Source organism: Chroococcidiopsis sp. TS-821, assembly GCF_002939305.1.
Taxonomy (GTDB): domain Bacteria; phylum Cyanobacteriota; class Cyanobacteriia; order Cyanobacteriales; family Chroococcidiopsidaceae; genus Chroogloeocystis.
This window is the reverse complement of sequence record NZ_MVDI01000001.1, coordinates 1,039,438-1,054,320: the sequence shown is the minus strand read 5'-3', so window position 1 is coordinate 1,054,320 and position 14,883 is coordinate 1,039,438. Positions and strand designations below refer to the sequence as shown.

General features: G+C 42.2%; 14 protein-coding genes and 2 pseudogenes. 9 read left to right on the top strand and 7 right to left on the bottom strand.

Annotation, left to right across the window (positions count from 1 at the left end):
- Positions 1-102: 102 nt before the first annotated feature.
- Positions 103-285 carry a hypothetical protein gene (locus B1A85_RS04830; protein WP_104545749.1) on the top strand — a complete coding sequence of 61 codons (183 nt, stop codon included), beginning with the start codon at positions 103-105 and terminating at the stop codon, positions 283-285.
- Between the two features lie 727 nt (positions 286-1,012).
- Positions 1,013-1,534 (top strand): Hsp20/alpha crystallin family protein, encoded by a 522-nt coding sequence (locus B1A85_RS04825; protein WP_104545748.1) that lies wholly within the window; start codon positions 1,013-1,015, stop codon positions 1,532-1,534.
- A 213-nt stretch (positions 1,535-1,747) separates the two neighbouring features.
- Here B1A85_RS04825 and B1A85_RS24295 read toward each other — a convergent pair.
- The 3 genes and pseudogenes from B1A85_RS24295 to B1A85_RS04805 all read right to left on the bottom strand — a co-directional run bounded on the left by B1A85_RS24295 (position 1,748) and on the right by B1A85_RS04805 (position 5,057).
- A pseudogene (locus B1A85_RS24295) lies at positions 1,748-2,633 on the bottom strand (ion channel).
- 72 nt (positions 2,634-2,705) lie between these two features.
- The gene (locus B1A85_RS04815; RefSeq protein WP_104545747.1) at positions 2,706-3,725 is read right to left on the bottom strand and encodes a YihY/virulence factor BrkB family protein; all 1,020 of its coding nucleotides are present in this window, start codon (positions 3,723-3,725) and stop codon (positions 2,706-2,708) included.
- A gap of 597 nt (positions 3,726-4,322) precedes the next feature.
- Complete coding sequence (locus tag B1A85_RS04805; RefSeq protein WP_104545745.1) at positions 4,323-5,057, bottom strand: hypothetical protein; 735 nt, start codon at positions 5,055-5,057, stop codon at positions 4,323-4,325.
- Positions 5,058-5,284: 227 nt separating this feature from the next.
- Here B1A85_RS04805 and B1A85_RS25130 point away from each other — a divergent pair, with 227 nt between their 5' ends.
- Both B1A85_RS25130 and B1A85_RS04795 read left to right on the top strand, forming a co-directional pair.
- On the top strand, positions 5,285-7,060 hold the full coding sequence (locus B1A85_RS25130; protein ID WP_104545744.1) for an endo-1,4-beta-xylanase: 1,776 nt from the start codon (positions 5,285-5,287) through the stop codon (positions 7,058-7,060).
- 217 nt (positions 7,061-7,277) lie between these two features.
- Entirely contained in the window at positions 7,278-7,553 is a 276-nt protein-coding gene (locus tag B1A85_RS04795) for a WGxxGxxG family protein (RefSeq protein ID WP_104546302.1), read from the top strand.
- Between the two features lie 120 nt (positions 7,554-7,673).
- Here the strand turns inward: B1A85_RS04795 and B1A85_RS04790 are convergent, their stop codons facing one another.
- From B1A85_RS04790 to B1A85_RS04780, 3 genes are all read right to left on the bottom strand, one after another.
- A complete protein-coding gene (locus B1A85_RS04790; RefSeq protein WP_104545743.1) occupies positions 7,674-8,582 on the bottom strand; it encodes a LysR family transcriptional regulator in 909 nt (302 codons plus the stop codon).
- A gap of 77 nt (positions 8,583-8,659) precedes the next feature.
- Complete coding sequence (locus tag B1A85_RS04785) at positions 8,660-9,445, bottom strand: ABC transporter ATP-binding protein (protein WP_104545742.1); 786 nt, start codon at positions 9,443-9,445, stop codon at positions 8,660-8,662.
- A gap of 30 nt (positions 9,446-9,475) precedes the next feature.
- Complete coding sequence (locus B1A85_RS04780; protein WP_104545741.1) at positions 9,476-10,501, bottom strand: iron ABC transporter permease; 1,026 nt, start codon at positions 10,499-10,501, stop codon at positions 9,476-9,478.
- A gap of 386 nt (positions 10,502-10,887) precedes the next feature.
- Between B1A85_RS04780 and B1A85_RS04775 the strand changes: the two are divergent.
- The 4 genes and pseudogenes from B1A85_RS04775 to B1A85_RS04760 all read left to right on the top strand — a co-directional run bounded on the left by B1A85_RS04775 (position 10,888) and on the right by B1A85_RS04760 (position 13,672).
- Positions 10,888-11,158 (top strand): annotated as a pseudogene (locus tag B1A85_RS04775) (DUF86 domain-containing protein).
- A 356-nt stretch (positions 11,159-11,514) separates the two neighbouring features.
- The gene (locus tag B1A85_RS25120; protein ID WP_104545740.1) at positions 11,515-12,045 is read left to right on the top strand and encodes a type IV pilin-like G/H family protein; all 531 of its coding nucleotides are present in this window, start codon (positions 11,515-11,517) and stop codon (positions 12,043-12,045) included.
- A 166-nt stretch (positions 12,046-12,211) separates the two neighbouring features.
- Positions 12,212-12,712, top strand: a complete 501-nt coding sequence (locus B1A85_RS04765) for a type IV pilin-like G/H family protein (protein ID WP_104545739.1) — start codon at positions 12,212-12,214, stop codon at positions 12,710-12,712.
- 387 nt (positions 12,713-13,099) lie between these two features.
- Positions 13,100-13,672 carry a Uma2 family endonuclease gene (locus tag B1A85_RS04760; protein ID WP_104545738.1) on the top strand — a complete coding sequence of 191 codons (573 nt, stop codon included), beginning with the start codon at positions 13,100-13,102 and terminating at the stop codon, positions 13,670-13,672.
- Positions 13,673-13,836: 164 nt separating this feature from the next.
- Here B1A85_RS04760 and B1A85_RS04755 read toward each other — a convergent pair whose 3' ends face one another.
- Entirely contained in the window at positions 13,837-14,202 is a 366-nt protein-coding gene (locus tag B1A85_RS04755) for a M48 family metallopeptidase (RefSeq protein ID WP_104545737.1), read from the bottom strand.
- A gap of 437 nt (positions 14,203-14,639) precedes the next feature.
- Between B1A85_RS04755 and B1A85_RS04750 the strand changes: the two genes are divergently transcribed.
- Entirely contained in the window at positions 14,640-14,858 is a 219-nt protein-coding gene (locus B1A85_RS04750; RefSeq protein WP_104545736.1) for a DUF4327 family protein, read from the top strand.
- Positions 14,859-14,883 lie beyond the last annotated feature (25 nt).

Sequence of the window (14,883 nt, the reverse complement as noted above, 5' to 3'; positions counted from 1 at the left end):
ATATCGGGTAATAGGTATTTTTTCTAACAACCAATGACCAGTTACCAACCTTTCAGTTACATTTATTTTTACCCACTTACCTAAAACCCAATCCCTGCTGCTATGAGCAAACGAGATCTCAAATCTGGGAGATTTATTACCGATTCCGAGCCAGTTATCAGTAAACCAATCAGCATTCGTCTTCCCCCTAGTTTAGAAGCCGAACTACGAGCCGTTGCGGGGAATGCACTAGCACCTTGGATTCGAGAAGCGATCGCCGAAAAATTGGCACGAGACAAGCGTTAGAAAGTTAGTATTTCCACACTTTAAGGAGTCAGGGGTGTTTCGCGCTTCGAGTGTTGCTGACACACCGCTGAATTCATTGCCATAGATTAATCGCTGTCCGTTCAAACTGACGAGAACTTCAGAGGATGTAATTTATTCGAGGCACTTGAGCTAGCAGCCACAGCAACACTCGTTCAAAAAAATCTAGAATCTCAATTCTAGTGCTACAAGTTTAAATCAAGCGATCGCTTGATTTAGAAATCACAACAATTCATAATATTCATCTGAAAAATAGGTTTTTTGAGGTGCTAGCACTTCAAATCTTATACATAGCTGATGCTACAGCGTAACAAAAAATCAATTTCAAGGATATTTGTAGTTCTTTGTAATCGGTTTTACCCATGGAAGAGCGCAGCCCATGCTGTATCGCTGTCCTTTGAAGGAAGTTGGGACTGTATCTGACAAAATATTACTGTCGTTGACAACTTTTAAATAAATATTCAGATAAGTTTATTTGGTTTTTGACAGCATTTTCATAACTTTACGATCGCAATACTTGTGCTTTAGATAATGTTTGCTATTAATACTTTTTGCTCTATCATGTCAAACTTCAAAATGAGCCTAAAGTAGGGTATTTACCTCTTTGCTCCTCCGGTTTACCTCACCAGCAAATCTGTACAGATTCGGCATTATAGAAATGTGCAGCAAATATGATTAACCAAAGTTAAGAGTAAGAGAGAATTTAGATATGGCACTGATTCGTTGGCAACCTTTCCAAGAAATCGAAACGCTACGCCGTCAAATGGATCGAGTGTTTGACGAATTAGCAGGTAGCAATCAGCAATTAGAAACATTTTGGAAGCCAGCAGTAGAGTTAAAAGATACTGAAGATAACTTGATTCTGCGGGCTGAAATTCCTGGAGTAGAAGGTAAAGATTTAGACGTTCAAGTAACAAGAGAAGCAGTCGCAATTCGCGGTGAATATCGTCGCGAACAGCAAGCTCAAGAACGCGGACTTTTCCGTAGTGAATTTCGCTATGGTAAGTTTCAGCGTGTTGTCGGTTTACCTGTTGCTATTCAGAACGATCGCGTACAAGCAGAGTTCAAAAATGGCATTTTGACCTTAACGCTACCCAAGGTGACAGAAGCGCGTCGTAAAGTTGTTAAAGTCAATATTGCAGACACTTCTACTCCTACTCCAGAAATTGCTAACGAGCAAGTTGATACTAACGGTCATGTAAACACTGAAACTGAACCAGCAGCCGTTTAGTAACGCAATAAAGCTCAATATTGAGCCAATAATTTCATAACTTAATCAATTGCTGAGTTGTATGAGATTCTCTCAATATAGCTCAGCATTTTTTATATCAATTTGGATAGCATAGCTATTTAATATTTCGTACCACTTCTCTGAATAAGAACCACAATTTTCTCCTCTGATCCCTCTACGGTCTATTTGTAGAAACTTCAAAGCGAAATGGTATTATAGCAGCGTGACATTATGAAAGCGCGAATAATCGAGATAGCGATCGCCATCCAAAGTTCGCAACATAATATCCACAAACCGCATATTCCATAGAATATCGCGTGCAATATAGACGTGACGCGCGTGAATTGTTTGGGAAACTGTCTCATCAATACCAATTAGCGTAATAATAATCGAAGCTTCCTGTTGTGCAAGGATTTCAGGTGTAGCGCCATACAGTGGGCTAGATTCGTCAATTGGGTGCATTGCTGTCCAAGAAAGCGCGAAGCTAGGATTCTGACTGCGCACAAGCGGTAGATCGTACACTCTGCGCATAAACAGCCCTTCTGCGTTTACTTACATCTCGCGCCAAACGGACGCGTAACTCAGCCTCTAAAATTTGATTGCGGCGCTTATTGGCGGTGCGAAACATCAGCGTTGGTACTCCGTTATGCGAATCAACCACTGCTACACGGCTGAAAATGACTCTGGCGGTAGGTTGTGACAACTGCGCAAACGCTAATCCTGTCCCCATTGCTAACCCCATCAAGCCGAGTAAAGATTCAATAGTGACTAGGATGTTTGCATAGAGCGTTTGCGGGTACATTGCACCATAACCAATCGACGCCATCGTTTGAATGCTAAAAAAGAAAGCGTCAAAAAAGTTACCAGGTCGCGCATTAGCAATTCCATTACCTCCTACCAAGTAAGCCAAGGCAAAGAATGCATTAGCAGTAATGTAGCCTAGGGTAACGATCGCCAAAAACCCAATCCACGGAACCGTCAGCAACAGATGGTACGGGTCGCGCCAGTAGGAATACCATTTATTACTACCAACAACATTTAATCGCCCGTCCTTATTGACAACACGGACTACACGAGATGAACGACGCTTTTTTTGGATCGTGAGTCGCTCCTAGTGATTTTCATAGAATTTAGCCGATTGCGATCGCGATGGGATAACTACGCTGTTGAGTTAGTGACGATTTCTGCGACGCGGCGATCGCCGTTTAGAACCACCAAAAATGCGACTTAGAAAGTTGGAACGCTGACGACGAGGACGCGTACTTGCTTCAGACTGTTCGTCGCTAGATGTCAATCCTTGTTCGGCGCGGTCTTTAGGATTTAAAGGAACAGCGTTTTTTGCAGGAACAATTCCCGAACCAAATCTTCTAGCATAAACTTGAGTAAATTCTGCACCCAAAAGTAAAATTTGGGAAGCATAGAACACCCATACAAGAATCACGACAAGCGAACCCGCCGCACCGTAAATTGAACCAAGAGTGCTATTACCGATATATTGACCGAGTAAAAATCGACCAATGGAAAACAAGAATGATGTGAGAATTGCACCAATCCAAACATCATTCCAAGCAATTTTCACATCTGGTAAAATTTTGTAGATAGCTGCGAATAAAAAGGTCGTCACAACAAAACTAAAAAGAAACGAAAGCAGCTGTAAAAAAGAACTCAAAAAAGGAAACCAATTACCGAAGAGATTGACAAGTGCTGCTACAGCTGCACTCAGTACGAGCGAGACGAGAAGTAAAAAGCCAATTCCCAAAATCATGGCAAACGATAAAAAGCGGTTGCGAACGACAACGAGTAACCCTTGATTTGGTTTAGGCTTTACCTCCCAAACTGTATTGAGTGCATCTTGTAATTCAGCGAATAATCCTGTTGCACCAAAGAGCAACACAATAATGCTAATGAGCGAAGCAAACGTTCCTTCAGCTGGTTGACTAGCGTTTTCAATTGCTGTTTGAATAAATTCAGCACCATCTCTGCCCACTAAACCTTCGATTTGGGTGACAATCTCATTTCGCGCCGCCTCTTCACCAAACACCGAACCTACGATCGCAATAACGATAATCAGCAGTGGTGCTAGCGAAAATATCGTGTAATATGCAAGCGCTGCGGCAATCCGAGCTACTTTATCTTTATTCCACTCAGCGAAAGTTTCTTTCAACAAACTAATAATAACTTTAACGTTCACAAATACATCTCCTTAGTGTTGAATCTAGCTTGAAAAATGAGTAATTGGACTTGATAGAAAAACCTCGACTATAACAATGGTTAATATGATTAGCACATTATTAAACTTTTGATTTTTGCATAAAGCAAGTTATGTAACTGTTCTTCGTCAACTCAAAGCTTTAACTCCTACAACATATGCGATGATATCTAATTTTTTCAATTGTTATTCTTGCAGAATACATTTACACAAAGTATCTAGAAAGTAGTTGCCATTACTTCCCAGCAAGTGTTTCTTTTGCTTGCACAAGTTAGTAATATTGTCAAGGATTTCATTGTTATTTATTATCGTCATCTTCTGTCCTAGAATCAGTTAGAGTCATCAGTACTTTGCCACTTTGCTTCGGCGGAACCTGCGACAACTGCATAAACGCGGTCAAAAGGGGAGTGAGGCTTCTAAACGACTCAAAGTGCCTTATACCATTTCTTTGAATAAGAACTACAATTAATTTTTCCTGAACCACCTCTGCTTTTCTGCAGTCTGTTTGTAGAAACTTTAAAGCGAAACGGTATTACAGGTGGGAGAAATAAGAGGTGATTTATTGTAGGCGCTAGCGGTCTAATCTGTAAGGAGTAATATTACTGCATAACCAAATGCACCAAGCGCAAATGCCCAAAATCGACTCTCGCGTTCTTCTGGTAGTTCTTCTTTCAGCACGTTAAGAATGACTCCACCACCAACAAACGCAAACAAGGCACTGACTGCCATTTCCTCAATTTTTGTCGCTCGTCCGACAGAGTAGCCAAGAACAATTGCGATCGCAAGTATCCAGCGCCCTATGCGGTCGTAATCATGCTTGTGGTTTGCGCGCAGACCATAATCGTTAACAATAAAATGTAGTGCCATAGCAAAGGAAAACAGTAATAGATTCGCGACTTCTGGCTCTTGCCGATGAACGAGTAGATAGCCAATGAGCGCGTTATAAAGCGAAAAGGAAACGATGTGAATCAAAAAAATGTCCCAGCTAGTCGTATCTTTTTTCCCTGCTTTACGATTACTTCGACGTGACAGATTTGCTGCACGCTCTAAACCATAAAATGCAGCAAGACCAAACAACGCGACGAGATAAACGTGGTCTTCAAAGTAAGCAAGAATGCCATTCGTGCTCTGCTCAAACGCGTGTTGTCTTTCGTTGAGTTCGGGTAACAAATGCACAAATACATAAGCAACCGAAACACCTCCCGCCATCGATAACCAACGACTGCGGGGAATCGTATCAAGAAAACGTAACTTTCCTGCAAAAATGTGTACCAGGGCAAGTCCGACGGCAAGCAGTGCTGCTAGGAAGTTCATATTTTCTGCCTTTTGGAGCTTTCCTACCGATTAACGTAGGATGGCAAGAGCGCGTACTTCTATGTAAATACGTGCTTTCTTGCAGTACAACCAACTTAGGGGATATTCAAGGTTATAGATTATGAATAGTGAGTTTAGCGAGGGAAACTATAACGATATGACACAGTCAAGATCTATGGTTTTATGAAACACTACAGACTGAGAAGAAGTAGTGTCATTGATTCATTATGCATAAACAACTGCTACTAAAAAGACGTCATTTTTTGATGGGTTTGGGTGCATTAACAGGTATGGGAGCCTGTACAACAGCATCTCGAATAAGACACTTCAATCAGTTTGTTCCAGAAATTTCAGCAGATCCTAGTGTTACCTTAGCAGCAGAAGCGATCGCTTTACGCACCTCAGCCAGAACAAAAGGATTACTTTTTGGTGCAGCAGTCAACTACAACCATCTCTCCACAGATCGAGCATACGCCGATCTTGTTGCCCAACAGTGCGCTATTTTAGTACCTGCACTCGAACTGAAGTGGCAAGTATTACGTCCTAGCCCAAGTCAGTTTAACTTTACGCGTGCAGATTGGATGGCACAATTTGCGCGACGCAATGGCATGTTATTTCGCGGACACACTCTGGTATGGCACAAAGCTTTGCCCGACTGGTTTGCTAACACGGTGAATAAACGCAATGCAGAAAAAATTTTGATAGAGCACATTTCCCGTGTTGCTGGACATTACGCCGGACGAATGCACTCTTGGGATGTGGTTAATGAAGCAATAGAGCCACGCGGGCAACGCGGTGATATGTTACGTAATACACCTTGGTTGCGCTTTTTAGGACCCGATTACATCGAGCTTGCTTTTCGAGCAGCCGCTGAAGCCGATCCCCGCGCGATATTGATGTATAACGATTTTGGTATTGAGCATGACACTCCGCAAGCCGAAACGAAGCGCACTGCAACACTGAGATTATTAGAACGCTTAAAATCTAGAGGTGTTCCGATTCAGGGCTTAGGAGTTCAAGGGCATTTATTTGGTCATCCTGATGGCGTGACATTTAGACAGATTGGTAGATTTCTCCGGAATGTTGCGGATCTGGGGCTTGACATTATGATTACAGAACTCGATGTCAACGATCAGCAGCTACCTAAAGAGCCTGAACGTCGCGATCGCGCTGTTGCTAAGATCTATGCAGACTTTCTCGAGGTAGTCTTAGCCCAGCCCGCAGTTACCGCAGTGATTACGTGGGGAATCAGCGATCGCTATACGTGGCTAGCAAGTAGAAAACCGCGCGAAGATGGTGCAAGATTACGTCCTTTGCCCTTTGACGCACAGCTGCAACCTAAATTAGCATGGCAAGCACTTGCAGGTGCGATCGCCCAAGCGCCAACGCGTCCATCGCTACCAGGATTACCCACCCCGCCAACAACGTTTGCTGATATTCAAGGTCATTGGGCGCAGCGTTATATTCAAGCTTTAGCCGACAAAAACATTATCAGCGGATTTCCCGACGGTACTTTTAAACCCAACGCCCCTGTAACTCGTGCTGAATTTGCAGCAATTGTTACCAAAGCTTTTCCGCAAGCATCGCAAAACAATCCTAGTATCGAATTTGTTGATGTTCCTCGGAGTTTTTGGGGTTATAGTGCGATTCAGACAGCGGTAAGAAGAGGTTTTCTTGCAGGTTATCCAGGAAGAATCTTCCAACCTAGTCAGCAGATTCCCAGAGTTCAGGTAATTGTAGCACTTGCAAGTGGTTTAAATCTGAGTAGTGACAATACTAGCGTGCTTTCCTATTATCAAGATGCTGCAGAAATTCCTACCTACGCTGCGAATAAAGTTGCAGCCGCAACGCAACGGCAAATGGTTGTTAACTATCCTACCGTACGTCAATTAAATCCCAACCGAAACGCGACTCGCGCTGAAGTGGCTGCTTTCGTTTATCAAGCTCTGGTCGATGCAAATCAAGCTCAATTTATCAGTTCTCCCTATTTAGTACGAGTGTGAATTGTATCGTAATACAAAACGCGAGTTATCTCCGTTACAAAGCGTGTTTTACTTCTTCAGTTAGAGACGGGTAAATCCTCGGAATATTGCTGAAGATTGATTTAGGACTTGGTAAAAATTGATAACTTCAGCTATAGATGAGTTTACTGAGCTGTATCAAAAAATAGCAGTTTCAGTTTCATCAAAAATGCCACTATTTATTCAAGTTGACTCGCGTATGAAACCTTCTTTTTCCAAAATTGCTGGAGCAAGCATTATTGCCCTCAGCGTAGCTGTTGCACCGTTATCGCTTCCTGCTAACGCCCAAACAACAACTACCCCCAATACAACAACGACAACAACTGTTCAAGAAACAAGAGACGATAACAATAGCTGGGGATGGTTGGGACTGCTTGGCTTGATTGGTCTAGCTGGTTTATTTCGTCAACCGAAGCGTACTGTTGCTTACAGAGATCCTGCAGAATCAGGAACGACAACGACAAATCGGTATTAATCCCAGTAGGAGGAGTAAATCAAAATACTTCTCCTATTTCAGGACACAAGTAAGTTGAAGCGAGATTTATATCTATTAACGAGTTTTTTTAAGCGCTCTGGTACTGGTAGCAAAACTTACTCAAAAATTCTCGACTAACGATTGATGCTTAATCGTGTCTATGAACGCGTAGACCGCAGGCGCGTGTAATGCGTCTGCTAAAATTGCGATACCAATAATTCGTTCGAGGGGAACTGGCAAACTAAATACTTGTACATTCGCTGGAATCGGTTGAGCCGCTAGGCGTGGTAATATAGTCGCACCTAGTCCTTGCGCTACCAAACTCACAATAGCAGCATCTGTTTCAACTTCATAGGCAGCGTGCAGTTGGTAACCGCAAGCTTGCACGCGAGCATAAACTGGCTGCATCATTGTATTTTCGAGCGGATGCATAATTAAGGGATAATTTATTAAGTCTTCCCAAGTTAACTTGGGTTGAGAAAGCTTGGCATTTGGAGGAAATAAAGCTACGTACTCATCGCGAAGTAACTCCCATGTCTCTAGGCTTTCACTTCCAGGAAGTAAGATAAATCCTATATCGGCTCGCCCTTCACGCAGTGTATGCTCTACATCAGTACAATTGTCATGTTCAATGAGATGAACCGCGATAGAGGGAAAACGGCGATGAAATTCAGCGATCGCGTGGGGCAAAATATGGGTAGCAACGCTACGAAACGAAGCGATCCGGACTTGACCTCCTTTTAATCCTTTCGCTGACTCGGCTTCTTTGATGATTTCTTCAGTGCGATTGACAATAACGCGGGCGTGTTCAACAATTCTTTTGCCTACAGGAGTCAGACGCGCACCGTGACGCCCTCGCGAAACTAATACAACACCTAAATGATCTTCCAAAGTTGCGATCGCGTGACTAACTGCTGACTGTGATATTTCAAGTTGCAAAGCAGCTTCACTAAAATTTTCCCACTCTGCAACGGCAACCAAAATCCGTAACTGTGACAACTTCATTTGGTTTTGATAATTTGCTTTCATGCTCTTTGCTAAGTGTCAAGAGAATTGTGAAACTATTCACAATTCGTAGCTCCTTAATTATGAGTTAAAAACAAAATTCAAAATGTTGAATCTAAAGCAGAAATTGTACATACTTGCAACCCTACAGGAGTATTGATAATCGTAGCTTCAACGCCAAACACTTGAGCAATATTATGTTGCGTCAGTACTTGTTGCGGTGTACCGACTTCCCATAGTTGACCCTCTTTCAGCAGCGCAATTCGCGAACTGTAACGTGCGGCTAAATTTAATTCGTGTAAAACTGTAATAATTGTGAGTCGCTGTCGATTCAAAGCTTTGAGTAATTCGAGTAATTGTAGTTGATATTTGATATCTAAGTAAGTTGTTGGTTCATCCAGCAACAAAACTTGTGGGTCTTGGGCAAGTGCTAGTGCTAAAAAAGCCCGTTGACGTTCGCCACCAGAAAGTTGTTCGACAGCGCGATCGCTTAAGTGTTCTAATTGAGTTTTTTGAATTGCAGTTTCTACTTTTTGTTTATCCTTTGCATTCAGTTCCCATCGCCACCAAGGTTGATGTGGCGTTCTTCCTAAGCTGACTAATTGTCGCACTGTTAAACCTGCAGGAATTGTTTGCTGTTGTGGTAACAATGCCAGTTTCTGTGCAACGACATTCGCAGGTTGCGTATGAATCGCTTTTCCGTCGAGTAATACTACACCGGTTTGTGGCGAGAGAATGCGACTGAGTAATTTTAGCAGTGTTGATTTACCTGAACCATTAGCACCAACTAAACTTAGCCATTCTCCAGTTTGTAGCGTCAGGTTAATGTTACAAACAACGGGGACAGTGGTATAACCACCAGTGAGATTTTGCAATGAAAGTGGCATTATCGCAGGGTCACAGGTCAGACTTAGTTATTACTTTATTTCATTAGAGCGGCGGTACAGCAGCCAAATAAACAGCGGCGAACCGAGTAACGCAGTTACTGAACCTACAGGAAGTTCAACAGCGCCTAATCGCGAGAGTAAATCAGCAAAGATGAGTAACCACGCACCAAAAAGTGCAGAGAGTGGTAAAACAACGCGGTGATCTGTACCCACTAACAAGCGTACGCCGTGGGGCACGACTAAACCGACAAACCCAATTAAACCACTGATACTGACAGAACTTGCTGCTAGTAAACTCGCAACACCACCGATCAGAATACGCGATCGCATCAACGAAATCCCCAAACCGACAGCTAAATCGTCTCCCAACGCCAGTACATTGACAGATCGCGCTAGCAAGCATCCTCCGAGTAAAGCAACAGCAATATAAGGTCCCGATGTGGTGACTTCTTGCCATCCTCTTCCGTTTAAACTGCCTACTAGCCAATTGAGCGCTATTTGCACTTGACCATCTTCTGCAAGTAAGAGGAGTGTACTTTGTACCGCACCAAATAAAGCACTCACCGCGACTCCTCCTAAAATCAGTCGTTCAATCGCGATTCCTGTGCCAGTACGTCCTAGAAAGAATACTATAGCTGAAGTAGCGATCGCGCCGATCCAACTTGCCAGCGGAATCCAAGCTTGATAAATTTGCAACACCACCATCACAATGACAACTAATCCTGCACCTGCGGAAATACCCAAAATAAAAGGATCGGCAAGACTATTGCGTAACATTCCTTGCAGGAGTGCACCTGACATTCCTAATGCTGCACCGACAGTAATTGCTGCAGCAATGCGCGGAAGACGTAAATCCCAAAGAATTGTCTGCTTAACGGGATCGCCTTGATGCAACAGTGCTTGCCATAATTCGGTAATACTCAGCGGAACCGCACCTTGCGATAGCGACAGCCAAAGCGTGAGCAGAATTGCTGCACCTAACACCACTACAGCCAAAATTGTGCGGGAAATCGAAAACGTGTTGAGTCCTCGCAGATAGTTTTGCGAATTTGTCATGAATCGAGCCCGTGTTTATTGCTAAATTATGTCAAATAAATAGCAATGTCAAACAACGCTTTCGCACAATAAATGAGCGTTTAAGTTTCATGTAGATAAAGAAACTCTTAAAGTTCTATGCTAGCTTCTATCCGAGATTTTGGGGCAATCAGTTAGTCTTTGGATTGAGGCACAGTTGGCACTCTCAACGTTTGATAATTACATGAATTTGAAATTCTACTTAGAGGATCTCTTAGGAAGAAAAGTTGATTTAGTCGAAAAAGAGACACTTCATCCATCCTTACGTTCGGTGGTAGAAAGAGAGTTAGTTGAAATTGCGGCAGTACCTACTGTATCTAGAAGACATATTAGAAAGTAGTAGCAAGGTACAGCGCTATACTGCTGGAATGGAATTTGAGGAATTTATTGCCGATGAACGAACTTTTGATGCTGTCATGCGTAATTTGGAAGTGATTGGCAAAGCCGCGAAAGGAAGTACGCAATCGCTATCCTGATATTGAGTGGCGCAAGATTGCTGGTTTACAAGATGTACTCATCCACACTTGTTTTCGCCTCAGTACGCCAATTTTATGGGATGTTGTACGCAATAGAGTACCACCTCTACAAGAGCAAATTAGACAAGTCATCGCTATCGAAACACAAGGAACCAATAGCTAATACATTTGACTTATTGAAGAGAGCGATCGCGCAAAGCACCTTGTGGCGGTAGCGTCTAGCGCAGGTAAAGCCCAATCGCGACTCATTGCTTCATCAGCATAGACATAGTTGTCTTGGCTAAACAACGAAAGATTGATGAAAATACTGTTGTGGGTAAAACATTTTATACACAGACATCTTTTTGAAGGATCGTGAAACCCCGGAAGGTACTGTGGATAAGCGTTACAACGTTGTGTATCAAAATTGCAGCGAGAAAGTCAAAAAAAATTTCTGGGGGTGATATGTATTTGGTCATAAGTGGGCAAGTTATATCTAGAGGTTAAAAGTTAAACATATACCGAAAGGAAGAACTCACCATGAAAACCGAACTAAAAGTAAAGTTTCTACAACACTTAACTGGCAAGAAAAAAGAAGAAGGTTTTACGCTAATCGAATTACTCGTAGTCATCATCATCATTGGTATTCTATCTGCTATCGCATTGCCTTCCTTCCTCAACCAGTCTGCTAAAGCACGTGCATCTGAAGCCAGAACAAACGTAGGTGCAATGAATAGATCGCAGCAAACCTACTATCTTGAAAATCAAAAATTTGCTGAAGGTAAGGGCGCTATTGATAAGTTAGGTATCGGTATCAAAGACTCTACTAATTACGCATACGAAGCAGTAACAGCTTCTAGTGCAGATCAAGACGTTATTAACAAAGCTAAGTCACTTAACAAAGACCTCAAAGGTCATATTGGCGGTGTCTTCAGTGTAGGTGGGCAAACTCCGTCGATTCTATGTCAAGCTAAAGAGCCTGCGCTTGAAACTACGACTCCAATGAATGCACCTACTAATACCGATGGCACTTTAGCTTGTGGTGCCAATACAGAAAAAGTTGGTGGATAACTTAAGTATATCAAACTTTAGTATCAAAGCTTTTGTTGAAGGAGGGTAGAGCTTATCTCACCTCCTCTTTTTATTAGTCAATAAGATAGAGTTTGACATAAATAAACTTAGACTCAAACTGATTCATAAATAATTTAATACAAAAAACTGTCTCTAATCTTTAGATATGAAATTTATATTTCCCTCTTTTTTAAAGAATAAACAAACAGGATTTACCTTAATCGAATTACTTGTTGTCATCATTATTATTGGCATTCTTTCTGCAATTGCGATGCCTTCTTTTCTTAGCCAAGGAACAAAAGCACGGCAATCAGAAGCTAAAACTAATGTTGGTGCAATGAATCGCGCTCAGCAGACATACTACTTTGAAAATCAAACATTTGTAGAAGATACTGGAGGTACAAATGCTATCGAAAAATTAGGTATTGGCATAGAAAATAGCGCCAACTATCTCTATTCAGCAACAGCAATTACTAATATCCAAAGAGGCGTTGCTAACAAAGCACAAGCCAACAATGCTGAACTGAAAGGTTATGCAGGTGGTGTCTTTACCGCGTCAGAACTTACTCAAGCTATTTTGTGTGAGGCAGATAATAAAGGGGTGGGAATTGTCGCGAGTCCAACTGATGCAAATAATTGTGGTAGTGGTTCTAGTAAAATTAGGTAGTTTGTAATAGGTAATTGTGTAGCATTTTGCTGTCGAGAAATTAGAAATACTTTCTTAGATATATTGTGCAGACAATAACTTTAGGTAGTGTTAGGCGCGATCGCCGCGAGTGTTGCAATATGCGCGATCGCTTGTATGTAATATTTTTCTTGTGGGTACGATTGGGCTTTGCCCACGCTGCGCGATCGCTTTTAACGATATGCTAAGCACAAATGCATATTATTTGACGAGTAAAGCGATCGCCGGATGTTCTAAAATTGGAATCAAACAAAGCCAAATTAAGGCACAATCCTTCGCCTAATTAACAGCCACTACCAGCGAATTCTTTCTGCGCTCGCGCAATCGCTTCATCGAAACCAACAAAGATTGCCTGTAGATAAGACAGCAATGAACAGTAGCCTGACTATAAATTCATTAAAGCTTTCGGATGCAGAATTTGAACGCATTGTCCGAGCTAACCCAGAGTGGAATTTTGAACAAACGGCAGCAGGAGATTTAGTTGTTGTGCCACCGACAGGAGGAACCTCTGGAAATAGAAATAGCAACCTTAGCTACCAATTAGAGGCTTGGAATTTGGCTAGTAACGCAGGAAAAACTTTTGACTCCAACACCTTGTTTGTCTTACCCAATGGGGCTAAGCGAATGCCAGATGCTTCTTGGGTGAGGCAAGATCGCTGGGATGCTCTTACCCCCCAGCAGCAAGACGGCTACCCACCTCTATGCCCTGACTTTGTGGTAGAACTACGTTCTCCGACCGATAGTCTTGAACAGTTGCAAGCCAAGATGCGAGAATATAGGGAGAATGGGGCACGTTTGGGTTGGCTAATTAATCCGCAAGACCATCAAGTTGAAATCTACCGTCAAGCACAACCAGTAGAAGTTTTGCAAGCTCCTTCAACTTTATCTGGTGAAGACGTGTTGCCAGGATTTGTGTTAGATTTACAACGCATTTTCACCTGAGTTTGCCTCTATCAGGAATACAAGTATCTAAAATTTGGGCATTTCTACCACGTACTCCATACTCTAGCTCAAGAATTACAGTCTTACTGTCTGTATCAAGACTTACCAATATAGCTCAATTTAAATACAATCAACTTTACGATTAACGTTTCAATAGAAGTTTGCTACTTTTGATTAGCTTGCTGCTTAACTTGTGCTAGTACGTTTTGATAGTCCTGGCGCTCGGGGTGTAACTGTACGAGTTTTTCTAAGGGTGCGATCGCCGCATTGGGGTTATTCATCTGTAACTGTGTAAGTGCTAATCCTTCTAAGGCAGCTTGGTTATTAGGTTCTCGTTGCAAAACAACTTCATAGCCTTGTGCTTGCGCTTGTAATTGCGATTCGGGAGAGACAACTGGTGTAGTGGGCTTGACGGATTGATTGATTGCGCCAAGAACTCCATAGAGGGTTGAACCAAAAAAAGCAACAATCGATACCCAGGTGACAATTTGCTGAAAACGCTTGCGCGAAGTATGTTGGTAAGCATCCATAACTCAATTAATAACAATTTGGTATTGTGTCTATTGTTAAGCTACCCTGTTGCCTGCAAAGTGCGATCGCTGCAATGCTCGTTATTGTGTATTGCCATTCTGATTCTGACGTGCTTTAACTTACGAATGTTCCAAACAAATTGCAGCTTGCTTGAGCAGATATACTACGTTCTCTAAATAAGAACTATAATGAATTTCTCCTCTGCTTCCTCTGCAGTCTATTTGTAGAAACTTTAAAGCGAAACGGCAATACTCGTGGTAGTGATTCCCGTACTTATGTGCAAATTGACGTTCCATATAGAAATCTTTGTGGTACTGTAGGTAAATAGAAAATGCTTTTCGTGCTAGGGGAAGCTTGAGCATTGCAGATTAAATCAAATTGAACGCGCTTCTCTAGTCGAGAATTGACCAAACTTTATTAATAACAAATCGAGGTTATGTCTCAGCAAGTTATTCACCCGATGGTGAAATTGCAACATCACGTGCGATCGCTGGTAGAATCTAATATTCTTAAACCAAGCGATAGTATTTGGAAAATCGCCTTGCTCTACGGTAATGAATGGCATTACTGGAAGCAAGAATTGCTAGACTTCGGGTTTACAATGCAAGACCCTGTGAGCGAACTCCTTGCCGTTGAAGCATGGGATGAGGATTAAGAAGGCAGAAGGTAAAAGGCAGAAG

Coding starts and splice junctions, on each gene's coding strand:
- B1A85_RS04750 (WP_104545736.1), top strand. CDS start 14,640: ATGTCTCAGCAAGTTATTCACCCGATGGTGAAATTGCAACATCACGTG.
- B1A85_RS04790 (WP_104545743.1), bottom strand. CDS start 8,582: ATGAAAGCAAATTATCAAAACCAAATGAAGTTGTCACAGTTACGGATT.
- B1A85_RS04825 (WP_104545748.1), top strand. CDS start 1,013: ATGGCACTGATTCGTTGGCAACCTTTCCAAGAAATCGAAACGCTACGC.
- B1A85_RS04830 (WP_104545749.1), top strand. CDS start 103: ATGAGCAAACGAGATCTCAAATCTGGGAGATTTATTACCGATTCCGAG.
- B1A85_RS04795 (WP_104546302.1), top strand. CDS start 7,278: ATGAAACCTTCTTTTTCCAAAATTGCTGGAGCAAGCATTATTGCCCTC.
- B1A85_RS04760 (WP_104545738.1), top strand. CDS start 13,100: ATGAACAGTAGCCTGACTATAAATTCATTAAAGCTTTCGGATGCAGAA.
- B1A85_RS04765 (WP_104545739.1), top strand. CDS start 12,212: ATGAAATTTATATTTCCCTCTTTTTTAAAGAATAAACAAACAGGATTT.
- B1A85_RS04755 (WP_104545737.1), bottom strand. CDS start 14,202: ATGGATGCTTACCAACATACTTCGCGCAAGCGTTTTCAGCAAATTGTC.
- B1A85_RS04780 (WP_104545741.1), bottom strand. CDS start 10,501: ATGACAAATTCGCAAAACTATCTGCGAGGACTCAACACGTTTTCGATT.
- B1A85_RS25120 (WP_104545740.1), top strand. CDS start 11,515: ATGAAAACCGAACTAAAAGTAAAGTTTCTACAACACTTAACTGGCAAG.
- B1A85_RS04805 (WP_104545745.1), bottom strand. CDS start 5,057: ATGAACTTCCTAGCAGCACTGCTTGCCGTCGGACTTGCCCTGGTACAC.
- B1A85_RS25130 (WP_104545744.1), top strand. CDS start 5,285: ATGCATAAACAACTGCTACTAAAAAGACGTCATTTTTTGATGGGTTTG.
- B1A85_RS04785 (WP_104545742.1), bottom strand. CDS start 9,445: ATGCCACTTTCATTGCAAAATCTCACTGGTGGTTATACCACTGTCCCC.